Consider the following 18,419-nt stretch of genomic DNA (forward strand, 5'->3'; position numbering starts at 1 on the left):
AAGATCAACGCGGTGGGGTGGGGCGGGGGACGGGTGCGGCCCGGGACCGTGGGTCCCGGGCCGCGTCGTGTGGTTCGGGTTACTGCTTGAGCATGTTGTCCAGGAGCAGGGCGCAGCGGATCAGGCCGAGGTGGCTGTAGGCCTGGGGGTGGTTGCCCAGGCCCCGCTCGGCGAGCGGGTCGTACTGCTCGGGGAGCAGGCCGGTGGGGCCGGCCGTGTCGACCATCTGGGTGAACAGCTCCTCGGCGTCGGTGCGGCGGCCAGTGCGCAGGTACGCCTCGATCAGCCACGCCGTGCAGATGTGGAAGCCGCCCTCCCGGCCGGGCAGGCCGTCGTCCCAGTGGTAGCGGTAGACCACCGGGCCGCTGCGCAGGTCCGCCTCGATCTTGAGCACGGTGGAGAGGAAGCGCGGGTCGTCGCCGGGGAGCAGCCCGGACAGGCCGATCCAGAGCGACGAGGCGTCCATCTCGTCGTGCCCGTACGCGACGCTGTACGCCTCGGCCTCCGGGTGCCAGCCGTGCTCCAGCACGTTGGCCCCGATCCGGTCGCGCAGGTCGACCCACTCCGGCCGGTCCTCGCCGCCGTGCTGGCGCACCACGTGCAGCGCCCGGTCGACCGTCATCCAGAGCATGACCTTGGAGAACACGTGGTGCCGGGGTGGGAGGCGGGCCTCCCAGATGCCGTGGTCGGGTTCGTGCCAGCGGCGGCGTACCGCCTCGACCATGTTCTCCAGCACCCGCCACTCGTCGTCGCGGACCGAGCCCCGGGCGTCGGCCACCGCGGCGATCAGGTCCGCCACCGGGCCGAAGACGTCGAGCTGGAGCTGGTGGTTGGCCAGGTTGCCGACCCGGACCGGCCGGGAGCCGGCGTAGCCGGGCAGCGTGTCGATGACCGCCTCGGCGCCCAGTTCGTACCCGTCGACGGTGTAGAGCGGGTGCAGCCGCTCCGGATGCCCGCCGGTGCGCTCCACCACGCCGTCGATCCAGCGCAGCAGCCCCTCGGCCTCCTCGGTGGAGCCGAGGTCGACCAGCGACCGCGCGGTCATCGCCGCGTCCCGCAGCCAGCAGTAGCGGTAGTCCCAGTTCCGGACGCCGCCCAGCTCCTCGGGGAGCGAGGTGGTCGCCGCGGCGAGGATCGAACCGGTCGGCTCGTGGGTGAGCCCCCGCAGGGTCAGCGCGCTGCGGGCGACCAGGTCCCGGGCGGTGGTGGGCAGCCGCAGCGAGGCCACCCAGTCCTTCCAGGGCTGCTCGGCGGCGGCCTGCCGCTCGTGCACCGGCACCCGGTGCGGCTCCAGGCTCTGCGTGCCGAAGCGCAGCTCCAGCACCACCTGCCCGCCGGCGGCGGACAGGTCCACCACCGCCTTCGCGGTCTCGTACCCGGCGTCGTTGGTGACCTCCCACTCGACGCCGGGGGAGTGCAGCGCGACCGGCTCGTTGGAGCCGAGCACCAGCAGCCCGTCGTCGAGCGGCTGGAGCTGCACCGCGACCTGCCCGAACTCCGGGCGCGGCGCGAACTCGACGCGGGCCCGCCCGGTGCCGCTGAGCACCCGGACCAGGGTCGAGTCGCCGCTGACCACGGTCGGGTCGTCCGGCGTGGTCTCCCGGGCGGGCAGGTCCAGCCAGTCGGTGACCGTCAGGCCGGACCAGCGGGTCTCCACCGTCATGGTGTTGCTGCGGTAGCGCTGGCCCAGCGGGATGCCACCGCGCTCCGGGCCGATGGTGAAGTGCCCGGCCGGGCTGCCGCCGACCAGGTCGGCGAAGATCGCCGCCGAGTCCGGCTTCGGGTGGCACAGCCAGGTGATCTTGGCTTCCGGTGTGACAAGCGCGACCGTGCGCCCGTTGGCGAGCATCGAGTGCCGCTCGATCGGCACCGCCCGCTCGCCGAAGAGCCAGTGCCGCCGGGTCTCCAGCAGCAGGCCGAGCGCGCGGGCCGCCTCGATCGGCTCGGCCACCCGGTAGTCGGCCTGGGTGTCGCCGGGGCCGATCTTGATGCCGACGTCCGGCCCGTGCAGGTTGCCGAACGCGTTCTCGTCGGTGACGTCGTCACCGATGAAGAGCACCGCGCCGGCAGCGAGCTGGGTCCGGAGCTGGTCGACAGCGGTGCCCTTGTGGGTGGCCACCACCGACAGCTCGATGACCTCCTTGCCCTGGGTGACGGTGACGCCGTCCCAGGTGGCGGGACCGCTGCGGACCGCGTCCACGGCGGCGGCGGCGACCTGCGGGTCCACCCCGCGGGTGTGCACGGCCACGCTGGCCGGCTTGCGCTCCAGCCGGACCCCGGGATGCGCGGCGGCGATCTCCCGCAGCGCCTCGCGGAGCCGGTGCCGGACCGCGATCAGCTCCGGGCTGAGCCGTTCGACGAAGCCGATGTCGAACTCCGAGCCGTGGCTGCCGACCAGATGCACCTCGCTCGGCAGCCGGGAGAGCGTGGCCAGGTCGCGTAGCGCGCGGCCGGAGACCACCGCGACGCTGGTCTGCGGCAGCGAGGCCAGGGCGCGGATCGCGGCCACCGATTCGGGCAGCGGCACGGCCTTTGTCGGGTCCTCGACGATCGGCGCCAGTGTGCCGTCGTAGTCGCAGGCGATCAGGAGTTGGGGAGTCCGGGCGATGCGGCCGATCGCGGCACGCAGTTCCGGGTCGAGCACGCCACCGGAGGAGGTGGCGGCAGCGGGCGGGGTCACGCAGCCTCCGTATCGGGGACACCGAGCTCGCTGAGGAACGACTTGGCCCAGTGGCCGACATCGTGGCTGCGCAGATGGCGCTGCATGACGCGCATCCGGCGGCGGGCTTCGGGTTTTTCGACGTGCACGGCCCGGAGCAACGCGTCCTTCACCGCGTCCGGGTCGTGCGGATTACACAGGAACGCCTGGCGCAGCTCGGTGGCGGCGCCGGCGAACTCACTGAGCACGAGCGCGCCGCCCTGGTCGGCGCGCGATGCGACGTACTCCTTGGCCACCAGATTCATTCCGTCTCGCAGCGGGGTCACCATCATCACGTCGGCGGCCACGTACATCGCCGCCAACTCGGAGCGACTGTACGACTGATGCAGATAATGCACCGCCGGCACGCCGACCCGGCCGAATTCACCATTGATCCGGCCAACCTCGCGTTCCACCTTCACCCGAAGTGCCTGGTAGTGCTCCACGCGCTCGCGGCTGGGCGTGGCGACCTGCACCATAACCGCGTCCGGAACTGTCAACTTTCCGTCAGCAAGGAGTTCCCGGAAGGCCTTGAGCCGAAGCTCGATGCCCTTGGTGTAGTCGAGCCGGTCGACGCCCAGGATGATCGTCTTGGGGTTGCCCAGCTCCTCGCGGATCTGCTTCGCCCGGGCCTGGATCGTCGGGTCCTCGGCCAGCCGTTCCATCTCCCGGGTCTCGATCGAGATGGGGAACGCGCCAGCCTTCACCTGCCGGCCGTCGACCTGGATCATCTGCCCCTCGTAGCGCAGACCGAGCAGGTGCCGGGCCAGCCGGACGAAGTTCTGCGCCGCCAGCCGCTGCTGGAAACCGACCAGGTCGGCGCCGAGCAGGCCGCGCAGGATCTCGGCGCGGAACGGCATCTGCATGAACAGCTCGATCGGCGGGAAGGGGATGTGCAGGAAGAACCCGATCTTCAGGTCGGGGCGCAGCTCGCGCAGCATCGCCGGAACGAGCTGGAGCTGGTAGTCCTGGACCCAGACCGTGGCGCCCTCGGCCGCCACGTCCGCCGCGGCCTCCGCGAACCGGGCGTTCACCAACCGGTACGCCTCGCGCCAGCGCCGCTTGTAGGCGGGCGTCTCGACGGCGTCGTGGTAGAGCGGCCAGATCGTCGCGTTGGACTGCCCCTCGTAGTAGCGCTCCAGCTCCTCGGCGCTCAGCGGCACCGGGTGCAGCCGGATCCCCTCCAGGTCGAACGGCTCGGGCGCGGCACCGGTGCCGCCGGCCCACCCGACCCAGGTGCCCTGGTGCTCGGCGAGCACCGGGTGCAGCGCGGTCACCAGGCCGCCGGGGCTGCGTCGCCACTGCCGTCCCTCGGGTGTGCTCACCTCGTCGACCGGCAGTCGGTTGGCCACTACGACAAAGGAGCTACGGACGGTCACGATCGGCCACCTCCGGATACTGACGGGTCCACCGCGATGAGCGTACTGAGCGTAGCTGCGGCGTCTGATCCCCCGTGCCGGAGTCCACTACCCGCCCCCGGAACCGCCGAACCCTGCTCGTGATCTTGTCGACAGCGGCGGCTCAGACGTGCCGAATGGTGACGACGCGCACGCCGTACCGGTGCTGGGGTGGGGTGATGTGGGCGTGGCCGCCCGTACCTGTCAGGATTGACGGCGGTGTGCGCACGGCCGGCTCCCGGCCGGCGGCGGCGGGCGGAGTCGAAGCCCGCGCCCCGCGCCCCGCACCCCGCAAGCCCGCGATCGCAACCGACGGAGGTAGCCCGCACCGTGGCTCAGTTCATCTACGTCCTGGAGAAGGCACGCAAGGCGCACGGCGACAAGGTCGTGCTGGACAACGTGACGCTGAACTTCCTGCCGGGTGTCAAGATCGGTGTGGTCGGCCCGAACGGCGCCGGTAAGTCCAGCCTCCTCAAGATCATGGCAGGGCTCGACCGGCCGAGCAACGGCGAGGCCCGGCTCATGCCCGGCTACTCCGTCGGCATGCTGGCGCAGGAGCCGCCGCTGAACGAGGCCAAGACCGTCCTGGGCAACGTCGAGGAGGCGGTCGCCGAGACCAAGGCCAAGCTGGAGCGGTTCAACAAGATCGCCGAGCAGATGGCGACGGACTACTCCGACGAGCTGATGGAGGAGATGGGCAAGCTCCAGGAGGAGCTGGACGCCGCCGACGCCTGGGACATCGACTCCAAGCTCGAACTGGCCATGGACGCGCTGCGCTGCCCGCCGCCGGACGCCGACGTGACCCAGCTCTCCGGTGGTGAGCGCCGCCGGGTGGCGCTGTGCAAGCTGCTGCTGGAGGCGCCCGACCTGCTGTTGCTCGACGAGCCCACCAACCACCTGGACGCGGAGAGCGTGCAGTGGCTGGAGCAGCACCTGGCCAAGTACGCCGGCACCGTCCTGGCCATCACCCACGACCGGTACTTCCTGGACAACGTGGCCAACTGGATCCTGGAGCTGGACCGCGGCCGGGCCTACCCCTACGAGGGCAACTACTCCACCTACCTGGAGAAGAAGGCCGCCCGGCTCTCCGTCGAGGGACGCCGCGACGCCAAGATGCGCAAGCGCCTCTCCGACGAGCTGGAGTGGGTCCGGTCGAACGCCAAGGCGCGGCAGACCAAGTCCAAGGCCCGCCTCGACCGCTACGACGAGATGGCCGCCGAGGCGGAGAAGACCCGGAAGCTGGACTTCGAGGAGATCCAGATCCCGCCGGGCCCGCGCCTGGGCAGCACCGTGATCGAGGCGCACAGCCTGACCAAGGGCTTCGGCGACCGGGTGCTGATCGACAACCTGTCGTTCTCGCTGCCGCGCAACGGCATCGTCGGCATCATCGGCCCGAACGGCGTCGGCAAGACCACGCTGTTCAAGACCATCGTCGGGCTGGAGCAGCCGACCAGCGGCGACGTCAAGGTCGGCCCCACCGTGCAGCTGTCGTACGTCGACCAGAACCGGCAGGGCCTCGACGGCGACAAGACCGTCTGGGAGGTCGTCTCCGACGGGCTGGACCACCTCATGGTGGGCAAGGTCGAGATGCCGTCCCGGGCGTACATCGCCGCGTTCGGCTTCAAGGGACCGGACCAGCAGAAGCCGACCAAGGTGCTCTCCGGCGGCGAGCGCAACCGGCTCAACCTGGCGCTGACGCTGAAGATCGGCGGCAACGTCATCCTGCTCGACGAGCCGACCAACGACCTGGACGTGGAGACGCTCTCCAGCCTGGAGAACGCGCTGCTGGAGTTCCCCGGCTGCGCCGTGGTCATCTCCCACGACCGGATGTTCCTGGACCGGGTCGCCACGCACATCCTGGCCTGGGAGGGCGACGACACGAACCCGGCCAAGTGGTTCTGGTTCGAGGGCAACTTCGAGGCGTACGAGAAGAACAAGATCGAACGGCTCGGCGCCGACGCGGCCCGTCCGCACCGGGTGACCTACCGCAAGCTCACCCGTGACTGACCGGTTCGTCTACCACTGCGCGCTGCGCTGGTCCGACCTGGACGCGTACGGCCACGTCAACAACGCCCGCTTCCTCACGCTCTACGAGGAGGCCCGGGTGGCGATGATGTTCGCCGGCGGCCGGGCGTGGGGGGTGGGCTCGTTCGTCGACGGCGTGGTCATCCGCCGGCACGAGGTCGACTACCTGCGCCCGGTCGACTACGCGCTCGGCCGGGCCAGCGCGGAGGCGGCGCCGAGCGTGCGGATCGAGCTCTGGGTCGACGAGATCCGGGCCGCGTCCTTCTCGGTCGCGTACGAGCTGTACGACGGCGAGGCGCTGGCCGGCACCGCCCGGTCGGTGCTGGTCCCGTTCGACCTGTCCACGCAGCGCCCGCGCCGGATCTCGGCCGACGAACGGGCGTTCCTGCTCCGCTACGCCCCCGGGCTGGCCGGATGACCGGGCCGGCGGGCGGGCACGGGTTGACCGGGGTGGCCGACGCCGGCGCCTTCCTGGCCCGGCTGGTCCGGCTCGACCCGGCCGTCCTGGTCCGGCTCCGTCCGGTGCCCGGCGCCGGCCGTACCGCCCTCTGGGCCCGCCTGCCCTGGGGGGTGCTGGTGGTGCGCACCGTGCCCGGGGCCGCGCCCGGCGACGTCACGGTGGCCGCGGCGGAGCTGCTGGCCGAACTCTCCGCCGGGGGCGCGGCGCTGCCGCGGCGACGCGACGACGGCTGGCGCTGGCCGCTGCCGCCGCCGGTCAGCCGGCCGGTCGAGATGCTCCCCGGCGCCGAGCTGCGCCGGATCGCGGACGCGGCGGCCGGGACGCTGCGCGAGGCGGCCACCCACGGGGTGGCGGGCCGGGCGGTCGGCCAGCGGGTGCTGCGGGACGCGCTGCTGGACCACGTGGCGGTGGTGGTGACCCCGGACGGGGAGCCGGGCGCGCCGGTGGAGGTGTCGCAGCGGCTGGTGCAGGGCGTGGTGCGGCTCGGCTTCCTCGGCGCCGACGCCGGGGACGTTCAGGTGCGGGTGGCCGGCCACTGGGTCGGACTGGTCGGGCCGTACGGGGCGGTGTGGTCGCGGACCGTCGCGGACCTTGCACTCACGCCTACCCCGACTCATCCGAACGGATGACCCGGCATCGTTCTTCCGGGCTGGGGCGGTCGGTGGGGGGATGCCTCCTGCCGGCTGTCCGGGTACCGTCCATCCTCGGATCCAACGCACCGTAGGCGGCTGGATCCGCTGGGGAGTGAGGTGCGCGAGCGATGCCGTGGTGGTCATGGCGCCCCGGTCCCGCCGGTGGCGGCGATCCGGAAACTCGAAGCGGGACCACAGTGGACGACAGCGTCCGGGTCGGGCCACCGACCCCACGCCGACCGGACGACGACGCGGCGGCGGCGCCCGAGCGGCCGGGCATCGCGGACATGCCCGCCATGCCCGCCACGGTCGCCCCGGTCACGCTGAGCCGGGTCTGTGACGCGCTCGACCTGCTCGACGTGCGTTACCTGGCCGACGGTGACGGCAACCTGCTGGCCATGTGGGAGCGGCACGCCGTGCTGGTCGCGCTGGAGGGGCCGGAGGACGAGATCCTCGTGATGCGGGCCCGTCCACACGCGACCGTGCCGCCGGACTGGGCGGACCGGGCCTACCGGGTGGTGAACGAGTGGAACCACACCCGACGGTTCTGCAAGGCCTACATCGGCGACCCGACCGAGCGTGGCCAGCTCCCGATCTACGCGGAGTTGCAGGTGCCGCTCGGCGCCGGCACCCACGACGCGCTGCTGGTCGAGATGCTCGACTGCGGTGCGGCGGTGGCCACCACGTTCGTCGACTGGCTGCACGACGAGGGCGCCCTGCTCTGAGCCCGCGCCGGCGGGCGCCGGTCAGCCCGCGGCCGGGTCGTCCGCCACGTTCACCATGAAGTACGCGGCCCGTTCCAGGTAGTCCCAGAGCGCGACGGCGAGCTGCGGCGGCAGGTCCAGCGTGTCCACGGCCCGCCGCATGTGGCGCAGCCAGGCGTCGCGTTCGGCGGCGCCGATCCGGAACGGGGCGTGCCGCATCCGCAACCGTGGGTGCCCGCGCTGGTCCGAGTAGGTGCGCGGGCCGCCCCAGTACTGGATCAGGAACAGGGTCAGCCGGTCCGCCGCCGGGCCCAGGTCCTCCTCCGGGTACATCGGCCGCAGCAGCGGGTCGTCGGCGACGCCGGCGTAGAACTCGTCCACCAGCTTGCGGAAGGCGGGCTCACCGCCGATCGCCTCGAACAGCGTCATCGACTCGCCTGGGGAAGTCACGCCTCCATCCTGCCAGGCGTGACCCGGCACCCGCGCCCGGCCGCCGGGCGGCGGAGGTCACGTCACCGCGTGCCGGTGCCGCGCGTGCTCCCGCCCCCGGTCGCCCCCGGCCGGCTCCCGGGCCGCCGGGTGCGCGCTCCCGGCGACCGACTCGGCGCGGGCGGTCTCGACGGCCGCCTCGATCGTCGCCCGCCGGGGCCAGGTGACCGCCGCGACGAGCATGAGCAGCACCCCGGCCGCGCTCCACAGCCCGACCACCGTCGGAATGGTGAACCGCTCGGCCAGCGCGCCGGTGGCCAGCACCGACGCGCCCTGGATGATCTGCGTGCCGCTGGCCATCACGCCGAACGCCCGCGCCCGGTAGCCGTCCGGCAGCGCCTGCACGAAGAGGCCGTTGGCGACCGGGACGATGCCCCCGACCGCGAAGCCGCACGCGGCGGCCAGCAGGGCCACCACGGCCGGCGGCGGGTCGAGCAGCGCGGGCACGAGCACCGCCGGCGCGAGGACCGCCAGCGGCGGCATCAGGGCCAGCCGGAGGGCCGGGGCGGCGAGCCGGCCGATCAGCAGCCCGCCGAGGACGTAGCCCACCGGGTTGGCGGCCATGATCACCGCCTGGGCGGTGCCGGCGTCCATGCCGCCGCCGGTGCGGTCGGCGGCCCAGCCGGCGGCCAGCCCCTCGGGCACGATCGAGAAGAGCATGGCGCTGAACACCAGCACCGCGATGGCGCGCAGCACCGGCCGCTCGAAGACGATCCGGAAGCCCTGCGCGGTCTCCCGCAGCAGGTGACTGCGGTGCGCCTCGGTCATCGACGGGGCACGGTCGCGCAGGCCGAACCGGACCAGCGCGGCCGACAGCGCGAACGTGCCCGCGTTGAGCAGCAGGGCGGTGCTCGGGTTCAGCACCGCGATGGTCGCGCCGGCGAGGTAGCCGATCACCTGGGCGCCCTGCGCCGCGCTGGTCGAGGCGGCGAGGCCCACCACCAGCCGGTCGCCGGCGAGGATGTGCGGCAGCAGCGCCGAGCGCGCCGCCTGGCTCGGCGGGTTGGCCAGCGTCGCCAGGAAGATCAGACCGAGGATCGACCAGGCCGGCATGAACGGCATGGCGACCAGCACCATCAACGCCATCCGGATCAGGTCGCAGAGCACCATGACCCGGCGGTAGCGGTGCCGTTCGGCGAGCGCCGAGAGCAGCGGGCCGCCGACCAGCCAGGGCAGGTAGCTGGCCGCGAAGGCGGCGGCGGAGAGCGCGACCGACTGGGTCTCGCGCAGCACGAGCACGGTGACCGCGGCCTTGGCGAGGTAGTCGCCGACCCAGGACAGGACGTTGGCGGCGAACAGCGCGCGGAACTCCGACTGGCCGAACACGTCACGGAAGGTGGCCGGGCTCTCCTGGGCGGGTCGCTGGTCGGACACCGTCGCCTCCATCGTTCCGAGCCGGCCACTTGTGGTGGCCCGACCGGGAACCGTCGTCAGATCAACCGATCGGCGAGGACACGACACACTCCCCGAAGGAGCGTGTTCACCGGATTCTGCCCGATCGTCTGACAACTGACTAGGGCGAACGGATTGATCGTCGCATCTCCGACTGAACGAACGGACGATACCCGAGGGGCCGCGCGACGCGCGACCCCCGGAAATCGTCCGCCCGTCCCGGCCCTCAGGCGGCTCCGCCGGGGCCCTTTCCCTCCGGCCGCAGCGGCGACGGCGGCTGCGGCGGCAGCCCGGGATAGAGCCGGGCGGCGGCGATCTGGGCGGTGATCCCCGAGTTCTCCAGCGCCTCGGCGAGCCGGCGGCGCAGTTCGCGGCCGACCGCGAACTGTCCGTCGGCGGTGGTCTTGACCACGGTACGGATCACCGCGCCGTCGACGGTCATCTGCTCCACGCCGAGCACCTCCGGCTGCTCCACGACCTCCGGGGCCAGCTCCGGGTCCAGCGCCACCGACGCCGCCGCGGTCCGCAGCACCGCGGTGGCCTCCTCGGTGCCGGCGAAGCCGATCGGCAGGTCCACCACGACCAGCGCCCAGCCCTGGCTCTTGTTGCCGACCCGGATGATCTCCCCGTTGCGGATGTACCAGAGCACGCCACGGCCGTCGCGCACCGTGGTGACCCGCAGGCCCACCGCCTCCACCACGCCTGTCGCCTCGCCGAGGTCGACCGTGTCGCCCACGCCGTACTGGTCCTCGATCAGCATGAACAGGCCGGCGATCAGGTCCTTGACCAGGCTCTGCGCGCCGAAACCGAGCGCCACACCGGCGATGCCGGCGCTGGCCAGCAGCGGGGCCAGGTCGAAGCTGAACTCCTTGAGCACCATCAGCAGCGCGATGCCGAAGACGAACGCGGTGACCATGCTGCGCAGCACCGACCCGATCGCCTCGGCGCGCTGCCGCCGGCGCTCCGGCACGAACTGCTCCGGGTCGAGCGTGGCGCTGGGGATCCGCTCCCGTAGCGGGCGGAGCATGGTCGGCACCGCGCCCTGCGTGGTGGTGCGCACCAGCCGGTTGATGGTCCGGTGCAACGCCCAGCGGGCGGCGACGGCCAGCAGCAGGATCAGCGCCACCCGCAGCGGCTTCAGCAGGATCCAGTAGCTGCTCTCGGCGAACCAGGCGGAGTTGGTGAGCCGGTACACCCACTCGCAGGAGCTGCTGCCCTGGCAGTCCGGGCGTCGGTCGGAGACGGCGGACAGCACGGCCGTGATCAGGTCGGAGACGTTCACGGGAAATTCGTACCGCACCGGCGGGGCGGGGGCCGCACGGACCCGCCCCCGGAGGTGGCGGGCCGCCGGCGCCGGTCCGCCCGGGCGAACCGGCCATCCTGGCACGCCCGGTGTCGGTGCCCGGAAGCGCGCCGACGATTGGTGCGGCGATCCTGATTGGCCGGTATCGACCTTCCCTTACCCGCATTTACCATCAGATAGGGTCTTTGCCCGGCAGGGAAAGCGCGCTTACGGAAGCGGGGACGGCACTCGCCACACCGAACATGAGCGTGATGGAGGTGAATGTTTGACGCCTGAGATGGAAAGACCTAGTCTCACGCCATGAACAGGATGAAGCGAATCGTATTCGGTTGGGCGGCAGTTCCTGTACTCCTGACGCCCCTTGCTGTCGCCACTCCGGCCCAGGCGGCGTTCAGCGATTGCCCGTCGGGGAGGTTCTGTCTGTTCTCCGCACCTCGCGGGGCGGGGGTGCTCGCCTCGTACAGCAACGGAGACGCGAACCTCGGCGACGGTGTCGGACCGCAGGGCATGAACAACAACACCGAGAGCATGTGGAATTGCACCTCCGACACGTGGTGCGTCTGGGATGGGACGGACTATCAAGGGGGGTTGGTCGCGCTCATGCCGGCGGGTCAGAAGATTGATGTGATGAGCACGAATACCGAGAACAGGATCAGCTCGCTGAAGCGATGCTGACAACCGCCTCCGGCGGAGTGGTCGATTATTGAGCGGAATGTGTCCCACAGCCGTGCCGGTGGGCTTTTTCGGACCGGGTGGACCCGGCGAGAAAGTGGCACCGGTGCGGGGAATCCGGTGGGACGGGCCTCGCGGGCCGGCGCACCGTGGCGGGACTGGGCCGGACGGCGGCGGCTGCCGCTCGGTCGAGCCGTCGGCGTGGCGCGGCCCGCGGCCCCGGGTCCGGTGCGCCAGGGCGGGGAGGTGGGGTCGCGCGTCGACGACTGTCGATGGTCACCCCGCTGCCGCGCCGCCGGTCCTGTCCGATTCGAGATGATCAATAAACCACTTCCGGGATTAGTGCGTGCAATCCGGGGCGCGATCAGGGACTATTGGCCCAACGGACGTCGGTGATCCGGCCGGCGTCGGGGCCGTTCCGCGCAGTGTGCGGGGCGGTCTCGGCGTGGTGGTGGCGGGAGGGCTGGACCGGGAGGGTGAGCGCGATGCCTGACATACGACCCACGGCGGGCTCCGGTGCACTCGTTCTCAACGCCACCTACGAGCCCCTGTGCGTCGTGTCGGTGCGTCGTGCCGCCATCCTCGTCCTCTCCGCCAAGGCGGTCTGCGTGGCCGACGGCGAGGGCATCCTGCACAGCGCGCGCAACGCGCTCCCGGTGCCCTCCGTGGTGCGGCTGACCCGCTACGTCCGGGTGCCCTACCGCACCCAGGTCGGGCTCTCCCGCCGGGGGATCTTCGCCCGGGACGGGTGGCGGTGCGCCTACTGTCGCGGGCCGGCGGAGACCATCGACCACGTCTTCCCGCGCAGCCGGGGCGGCCGGCACGCCTGGGAGAACGTGGTGGCGGCCTGCGCGCGCTGCAACCACACCAAGGGCGACAAGACGCCGGCCGAGCTGGGTTGGCGGCTGCACCACCTGCCGGTGGCGCCGAAGGGCAACGCCTGGCGGGTGCTGGGTCACCGCGCTCCCGACCCGCGCTGGGCGGACTGGCTCGACCTGCGCGAGCCCGAGCCCGAAGCGGCCTGACCGGCCGGCACTCAGCGGGCCTGCACCAGCGACGCGTAGACGACCAGGTTGTCGGCGTACCCGGTCTCGCCGCCCACCCAGCGCCCGCCGCAGGTGATCAACCGCAGGTTGGGGCGGCTGAAGTCGCCGTAGACCTCCTGCACCGGCAGTTTCTCCTTGCCGTACCGCTCGATCGAGGTCACCTCGAAGACCGCCACCGACCGGTCCTGCCGGGTCACCTCGATCCGGTCGCCGTCGTCGAGTTCCCGCAGCCCGTGGAAGACCGCCGGACCGGTGGTGGTGTCGACGTGACCGACCAGCACCGCCGGGCCGTACTGGCCGGGGGTGGGGCCCCGGTCGTACCAGCCGACCTCGCCGGCCCGGCTGACGTCCGGCACCGCGATGCTGCCGTCCGGCGCGATGCCGACCCGGTGCACCGGGGCGCGCAGGTCCAGCTTGCCGATGGTCAGGTCGGTCGGCGGGCTGGCCGGCAGCACCGGGAACTTCTTCGGCGGCGGGCGCAGGCCCGCGACGATCCGGTCCGGCAGCACGCTCACGCCGGTCACCCGCTCCACCCCGAGCATGGCCACGATCAGCGCCATCAGGCCGGCCACCACCAGCACCGGGACGCCGGGGCCGGGGCGCGGGGCGTACCGGCGGGTGGTGGGCGTGGTGGCGCGGGCCGCGACCGGGCGGGCGTGCGGGTCGGCGGTGGCGACGCTGGCCGAGAACGCGTGCCCGGCGGCGTGGGCGAACCGACGCGCGGCCCGGGACGTCAGGCGGAGCGCGGCCCGCAGCCGCGCCGTCCGGCCCCGCGCGGTCCGGCCCCGCGCGGTCCGGTCCTGTGCGGTCCGGCTCCGTGCCGCGCGGTCCCGTGGCGCGTCGCCCGGGCGGTGCCGGCCGCCGCGACCCGTGCCGGTGCGGCGCCCTGGGCGGCCCATCGAGGCGCCGGCGTCAGACGCGGCCACCGGGCTTGCGGCGGGCGCTCACGCCGGCCACCACGGCGACCGCCGCCAGACCGCCGACCAGGAGCAGCGAGCCGGTGCCCCGACCGCCGGCGGTGCCCCCGCCGCCGGTCGCCGGCCCCTTGCTCGGCTGCGACATGTTCAGCACGGTGAGCATGGTCGAGGCGGTGTTGCCGTTGGCGCAGTCCAGGTTCACCGGGTAGTCGCCGGGCGCCTTGTTGCCGGGCACGGTGACCGAGCCGGTGAGGAAGCCGTTGTTCGACCGCAGCGTCACCCGGCCGAACGCGTCCGAGGTGACCTGGGCCTGGCGGCTGTTGTTCGCGTCGCAGCCGGCCCGGAGGTTCACCCGGGAGCCCGCCTGGACGCTGTTCGGCGTCACCTCGATGAAGACGCTCTCCCCGGCCCGGGCCGGTGCGGCGGTGGTCAGGACGAACGCCGCGACCAGGCCCAGCAGGCCCAGTACGGACGACAGCGCGCGATGTGACAGGAGCCCTGGCATGATTCCCCCCTCCCGGTGCGACGGCGCACCGGAATCCTGCTGACGGGCAGCGGGGGCTGCCTTCCCGGCAGGGTCAGGGGCTAACCCGGCATCGCCTTGACCACCGGATGCCAGGCCAGTGGCGTGGACAGGACCATGGTGCTGGAGGGTTGGCCGTAGGGGGCCAGGCGGTCGATGACGGCCTCGAACTCACCCATCGAGGCGGCGGCGACCTTGAGCATGCTGCACGCGTCGCCGGTGATCCGGTGGATCTCCATGATCTCCGCCCACTGGGCCACCCGCGGGTCGTTGAGGATGCACCGCGAGCCGTAACAGGACATCCGGATCAGCGCCAGCACGGTCCGCCCGGCCCGGGTCAGGTCCACGTGGGCGTGGTAGCCGGTGATCACCCCGGACTCCTCCAGCCGCCGGACCCGCTCGGCGACGGCCGGCGGGGACAGGTGCACCCGGCGGGACAGCTCGCTGAACGAGAGCCGGGCGTCGGCCTGGAGTTCCCGGAGCAGCGCCCAGTCCATGTCGTCCACGCGGCGGCCTTTCTTCCGTGAAGTCGTAGAGCCGAGATGCTTTCGGCTCGTGAGGTCAGACCACCATACCGCCGTTGAACCGGCATTCCCTCGGTGCGTGCACCGGCGAGATCATGGCGGTTACCCCCGCGCACGGACGGAGATGACGGTGGAACAGACGACGGCGGTGCGCCCGGCCACCTCGCAGCAGCGGGCGGCCCGAGCGGCGCGCAACGGAGGCGAGCCGACGCTGGAGTTCGCCGAGCGCGTGCCGTACGACGCGTACGTGCACGCCAGCACGCTGCACCGGCTCCAGCAGCCGCTCAGCGACGACCCGGGCGAGATGTCCTTCCTGATGGTCAGCCAGATCATGGAGCTGTACTTCAAGCTGACCTGCCACGAGCTGCGGCACGCCCAGCGCGAGCTGCGGGCCAACCGGATCTGGGAGGCGCTGCCGCCGCTGCGCCGCGCCGCGCTGCACCTGGAGGGGCTCAACGCCGCCTGGCAGGGACTGCGGTGGATGACGCCGGCCGACTTCAACCGGTTCCGGGACCGGCTCGGCGAGGGCTCCGGCTTCCAGTCGGCGATGTACCGGCAACTGGAGTTCCTGCTCGGCCTGCGGGACCCGGCGCTGATCCGCCCGTTCCGCCGGCAGACCGACGTGCACGCCGAGCTGACCGCCGCGCTGGCCACGCCGAGCCTCTGGGACGACGTGGTGGCGCTGCTCGCCCGCCGCGGCTTCCCGCTGCCGGCCGAGCTGCTGGAGCGGGACGTCGCGGTCGAGCACGAGTCGCACCCGGCCGTCGAGGCGGCCTGGGTGCGCGTCTACGGCGACAGCGGGCCGGACAACCACCTGCGCCTGCTCGGCGACGCGCTCACCGAGGTGGCCGAGCAGTTCGGCGACTGGCGGTGGAACCACGTCAAGGCGGTGCAGCGCACCATGGGCGCGAAGGTCGGCAGCGGCGGCTCGGCCGGGCTGGCATGGTTGCAGCGCAGCATGGCCCGGGTGGTCTTCCCGGAGCTGTGGTCGGCCCGTACCGCGATGTGACCGGAGAACAACCATGATCACCCCCGAGAGCGAAGCCCACCGGCTCGACGCCGCCGACCCCGGCCACCGGCACCTGTTCCACGTGCCGCCGGCCGAGGGCGGGCGGCACCCCGACGTGGCGTACCTGGCCGGCAACTCGCTGGGCCTGCAACCCCGGGCCACCCGGGACGAACTCGTCGCCGACCTGGACGCCTGGCGTCGGCTGGGCGTCGAGGGGCACCTGGAGGCGGAGCGGCCCTGGCTGCCGTACCACGAGCTGTTGACCGCGCCGGCCGCGCGCCTGGTCGGCGCGCTGCCCACCGAGACCGTGGTGATGAACTCGCTGACGGTCAACCTGCACCTGCTGATGGTGAGCTTCTACCGCCCGGCGGGCGGGCGCACCCGGATCGTCATCGAGGACAGCGCGTTCCCCTCGGACAGCTACGCGGTGCGCAGCCAGGCCCGGTTCCACGGCCTGGACCCGGACGCCACGGTGGTACGGCTCAAGCCCCGCCCGGGTGAGGACACCCTGCGCACGTCCGACGTCACCGACTTCCTGGCGGCCGAGGGGCACACGGTGGCGCTGCTGCTGCTCGGCGGCGTCAACTACCTGACCGGCGAGCTGATGGACATCCCGGCGATCACCGCCGCCGGGCGGGCGGCCGGCGCGGTGGTCGGCTGGGACCTGGCGCACGCCGCCGGCAACGTGCCGCTGGCGCTGCACGACTGGGACGTCGACTTCGCCGCCTGGTGCTCCTACAAGTACCTGAACTCCGGGCCGGGCGCGCTGGCCGGCGTCTTCGTCCACGAGCGGCACCTCGGCGACCCCTCGCTGCCCCGCTTCGAGGGCTGGTGGAGCACCGAGGCGGCCACCCGGTTCGAGATGACGCCGGTGTCCCGCCCGCCGGCCACCGTGGAGGCGTGGCAGATCTCCAACCCGCCGATCTTCGCGATGGGTCCGGTGCGCACCTCGCTGGCGCTGTTCGACGCCGTCGGCATGCCGGCGCTGCGCGAGCGCAGCCTGCGGCTCACCGGCTGGCTGGAGCGGCTGCTCGACGAGGTGACGCCCGGTCGGCCGCTGACCGTGGTCACGCCGCGCGACCCGGCCCGCCGTGGTTGCCAGCTCTCCGTCCGGATCGGGTCGGGTGGTGCGAACGAGGTGACCAAGCGGCTGCGGCACGAGCACGGGGTGATCGCCGACGCCCGGGAGCCGGACGTGGTCCGGTTCGCGCCGGTGCCGCTCTACTCGACGTACCACGACTGCTGGCGGGTCGCCGACGCGCTGGCCGCCGTGGTCGGCAAGGAGGGGTCATGACGGAACGCGACGAGGTCGCCGTGGTCGGGGCGGGGCTGGCCGGCTGCCTACTGGCCTGCTTCCTGGCCCGGCGGGGCTACCCGGTCGCGCTCTACGAGCGGCGGGGGGACCCGCGCACCGGCACCGTCGAGCGGGGCCGCTCGATCAACCTGGCGCTCTCCGAGCGTGGCCTGGACGCGCTGCGCCGGATCGGCCTGGACGAACAGGTGATGGCGGACGCGCTGCCGATGCGCGGCCGGATGATCCACCCGGTCGGGGGCGAGCCGCAGTTCCAGTCCTACAGCGTCTCCGGGGACCGGGCGATCAACTCGATCAGCCGGGGCGCGCTGAACAACGCGCTGCTCGACGCCGCCGCCGCGCTGCCGGGCGTGCGGATCGCGTTCGACCACCGGCTGGTCGGCCTCGACCCGGTCGGCGGCGAGATGACGTTCGAGACCCCGCGGGGCAAGGTCACCGCCACCGCGTCGGTCGTCCTCGGCGCGGACGGCGCCGGCTCCGCGGTGCGCGGGCAACTGCTGGCGTACGGGGGCCTGACCGAGAGCCTGGACTTCCTCGACTACGGCTACAAGGAGCTGACCATCCCGCCGATCGGCGGGGAGTTCGCCCTGGACCCGGGCGCGCTGCACATCTGGCCGCGCGGCACCTCGATGATGATCGCGCTGCCGAACCCGGACCGCTCGTTCACCTGCACGCTGTTCTGGCCCACCCACGGCAGGAGCAGCTTCGCGTCGCTGAGCAGCCCGGCCGCGATCGAGCGGTTCTTCGCCGACCACTACCCGGACCTGGTCCCGCTCGCGCCGAACCTGGTCGACGACTACCAGCACAACCCGGTCGGGGTGCTGGGCACGGTGCGCTGCACGCCGTGGCAGGTGGCCGGCCGGGTCGGCCTGCTCGGCGACGCCGCGCACGCCATCGTGCCGTTCTACGGCCAGGGCGCGAACTGCGCGTTCGAGGACGTGGTCGAGCTGGACCGCTGCCTCGACGAGTGCGACGACGAGTGGGCCGCCGCGCTGCCGCTGTTCCAGCACCGCCGCCGCGACGACGCGGAGGCGATCGCCCGGATGGCGCTGGCCAACTTCGTGGAGATGCGGGACAAGGTCGCCTCGCCGGTGTTCCGGGCCCGCAAGACGGTCGAGCACGCGCTGGAACGGGCGCTGCCCGGCCGCTACGTCTCCCAGTACGAGCTGGTCTCGTTCTCCACCACCCCGTACGCGCAGGTGCGCCGCCGGGTCCGCCGGCAGTACGCCGCCGTCGGCGCGGTCGCGGCCGGTGCGGCGGCGCTGCTGGCCGCCGGTGTCGGCGTGGCGCTGGGGAGGCGGCGGTGACGCTCTGGG

Annotated in this window: 17 protein-coding genes; 9 read left to right on the forward strand and 8 right to left on the reverse strand. The window is 72.7% G+C overall.

Annotated features, from left to right (window positions below; translation table 11 throughout):
• Positions 1 to 79 precede the first annotated feature (79 nt).
• Positions 80 to 2,680: a trehalose-phosphatase gene (otsB, locus tag VKK44_RS04175; protein ID WP_343445515.1), complete on the reverse strand. Its 2,601-nt coding sequence runs from the start codon at positions 2,678 to 2,680 to the stop codon at positions 80 to 82.
• The gene (locus VKK44_RS04180; RefSeq protein ID WP_107155943.1) at positions 2,677 to 4,077 is read right to left on the reverse strand and encodes an alpha,alpha-trehalose-phosphate synthase (UDP-forming); all 1,401 of its coding nucleotides are present in this window, start codon (positions 4,075 to 4,077) and stop codon (positions 2,677 to 2,679) included. The genes otsB and VKK44_RS04180 overlap by 4 nt, the downstream gene beginning before the upstream one ends.
• 348 nt (positions 4,078 to 4,425) lie before the next feature.
• Here VKK44_RS04180 and ettA point away from each other — a divergent pair, with 348 nt between their 5' ends.
• The 4 genes from ettA (at position 4,426) to VKK44_RS04200 (ending at position 7,937) form a co-directional block, all read left to right on the forward strand.
• The gene (gene ettA, locus VKK44_RS04185) at positions 4,426 to 6,102 is read left to right on the forward strand and encodes an energy-dependent translational throttle protein EttA (protein WP_343445516.1); all 1,677 of its coding nucleotides are present in this window, start codon (positions 4,426 to 4,428) and stop codon (positions 6,100 to 6,102) included.
• Positions 6,095 to 6,538 (forward strand): acyl-CoA thioesterase, encoded by a 444-nt coding sequence (locus tag VKK44_RS04190; RefSeq protein ID WP_343445517.1) that lies wholly within the window; start codon positions 6,095 to 6,097, stop codon positions 6,536 to 6,538. Before ettA ends, VKK44_RS04190 begins: the two co-directional genes overlap by 8 nt.
• Positions 6,535 to 7,209, forward strand: coding sequence for a hypothetical protein (locus VKK44_RS04195; RefSeq protein WP_343445518.1), 675 nt, complete (start codon positions 6,535 to 6,537; stop codon positions 7,207 to 7,209). Before VKK44_RS04190 ends, VKK44_RS04195 begins: the two co-directional genes overlap by 4 nt.
• A 131-nt stretch (positions 7,210 to 7,340) precedes the next feature.
• A complete protein-coding gene (locus VKK44_RS04200; RefSeq protein WP_343445519.1) occupies positions 7,341 to 7,937 on the forward strand; it encodes a type III secretion system chaperone family protein in 597 nt (198 codons plus the stop codon).
• Positions 7,938 to 7,958: 21 nt separating this feature from the next.
• Here the strand turns inward: VKK44_RS04200 and VKK44_RS04205 are convergent, their stop codons facing one another.
• The 3 genes from VKK44_RS04205 to VKK44_RS04215 all read right to left on the reverse strand — a co-directional run bounded on the left by VKK44_RS04205 (position 7,959) and on the right by VKK44_RS04215 (position 11,052).
• Positions 7,959 to 8,345, reverse strand: a complete 387-nt coding sequence (locus tag VKK44_RS04205) for a globin (protein WP_343447658.1) — start codon at positions 8,343 to 8,345, stop codon at positions 7,959 to 7,961.
• 78 nt (positions 8,346 to 8,423) lie between these two features.
• The gene (locus VKK44_RS04210) at positions 8,424 to 9,791 is read right to left on the reverse strand and encodes an MFS transporter (protein WP_343445520.1); all 1,368 of its coding nucleotides are present in this window, start codon (positions 9,789 to 9,791) and stop codon (positions 8,424 to 8,426) included.
• A gap of 232 nt (positions 9,792 to 10,023) precedes the next feature.
• Positions 10,024 to 11,052, reverse strand: coding sequence for a mechanosensitive ion channel family protein (locus VKK44_RS04215; RefSeq protein ID WP_343447659.1), 1,029 nt, complete (start codon positions 11,050 to 11,052; stop codon positions 10,024 to 10,026).
• Between the two features lie 348 nt (positions 11,053 to 11,400).
• Between VKK44_RS04215 and VKK44_RS04220 the strand changes: the two genes are divergently transcribed.
• Positions 11,401 to 11,775, forward strand: a complete 375-nt coding sequence (locus VKK44_RS04220; RefSeq protein WP_343445521.1) for a peptidase inhibitor family I36 protein — start codon at positions 11,401 to 11,403, stop codon at positions 11,773 to 11,775.
• 482 nt (positions 11,776 to 12,257) lie between these two features.
• The gene (locus VKK44_RS04225) at positions 12,258 to 12,797 is read left to right on the forward strand and encodes an HNH endonuclease (protein WP_343445522.1); all 540 of its coding nucleotides are present in this window, start codon (positions 12,258 to 12,260) and stop codon (positions 12,795 to 12,797) included.
• Between the two features lie 11 nt (positions 12,798 to 12,808).
• On the opposite strand, the gene VKK44_RS04230 is transcribed toward VKK44_RS04225, so the two are convergent.
• From VKK44_RS04230 to VKK44_RS04240, 3 genes are all read right to left on the reverse strand, one after another.
• Positions 12,809 to 13,573, reverse strand: coding sequence for a class F sortase (locus VKK44_RS04230; RefSeq protein WP_343447660.1), 765 nt, complete (start codon positions 13,571 to 13,573; stop codon positions 12,809 to 12,811).
• 157 nt (positions 13,574 to 13,730) lie between these two features.
• The gene (locus VKK44_RS04235) at positions 13,731 to 14,240 is read right to left on the reverse strand and encodes a hypothetical protein (RefSeq protein ID WP_343445523.1); all 510 of its coding nucleotides are present in this window, start codon (positions 14,238 to 14,240) and stop codon (positions 13,731 to 13,733) included.
• A gap of 80 nt (positions 14,241 to 14,320) precedes the next feature.
• Positions 14,321 to 14,764 (reverse strand): Lrp/AsnC family transcriptional regulator, encoded by a 444-nt coding sequence (locus VKK44_RS04240; protein ID WP_343445525.1) that lies wholly within the window; start codon positions 14,762 to 14,764, stop codon positions 14,321 to 14,323.
• 142 nt (positions 14,765 to 14,906) lie between these two features.
• Here VKK44_RS04240 and VKK44_RS04245 point away from each other — a divergent pair, with 142 nt between their 5' ends.
• From VKK44_RS04245 to VKK44_RS04255, 3 genes are read left to right on the forward strand one after another with little or no spacing between them, the layout of a single operon-like run.
• On the forward strand, positions 14,907 to 15,791 hold the full coding sequence (locus tag VKK44_RS04245; protein ID WP_343445526.1) for a tryptophan 2,3-dioxygenase: 885 nt from the start codon (positions 14,907 to 14,909) through the stop codon (positions 15,789 to 15,791).
• Between the two features lie 13 nt (positions 15,792 to 15,804).
• Entirely contained in the window at positions 15,805 to 17,085 is a 1,281-nt protein-coding gene (kynU, locus tag VKK44_RS04250; protein ID WP_343445527.1) for a kynureninase, read from the forward strand.
• Positions 17,082 to 18,410 (forward strand): FAD-dependent oxidoreductase, encoded by a 1,329-nt coding sequence (locus VKK44_RS04255; protein WP_343445528.1) that lies wholly within the window; start codon positions 17,082 to 17,084, stop codon positions 18,408 to 18,410. The genes kynU and VKK44_RS04255 overlap by 4 nt, the downstream gene beginning before the upstream one ends.
• The last annotated feature ends 9 nt before the right edge of the window (positions 18,411 to 18,419 follow it).

This window comes from Micromonospora sp. DSM 45708 (assembly GCF_039566955.1).
GTDB lineage: Bacteria > Actinomycetota > Actinomycetes > Mycobacteriales > Micromonosporaceae > Micromonospora.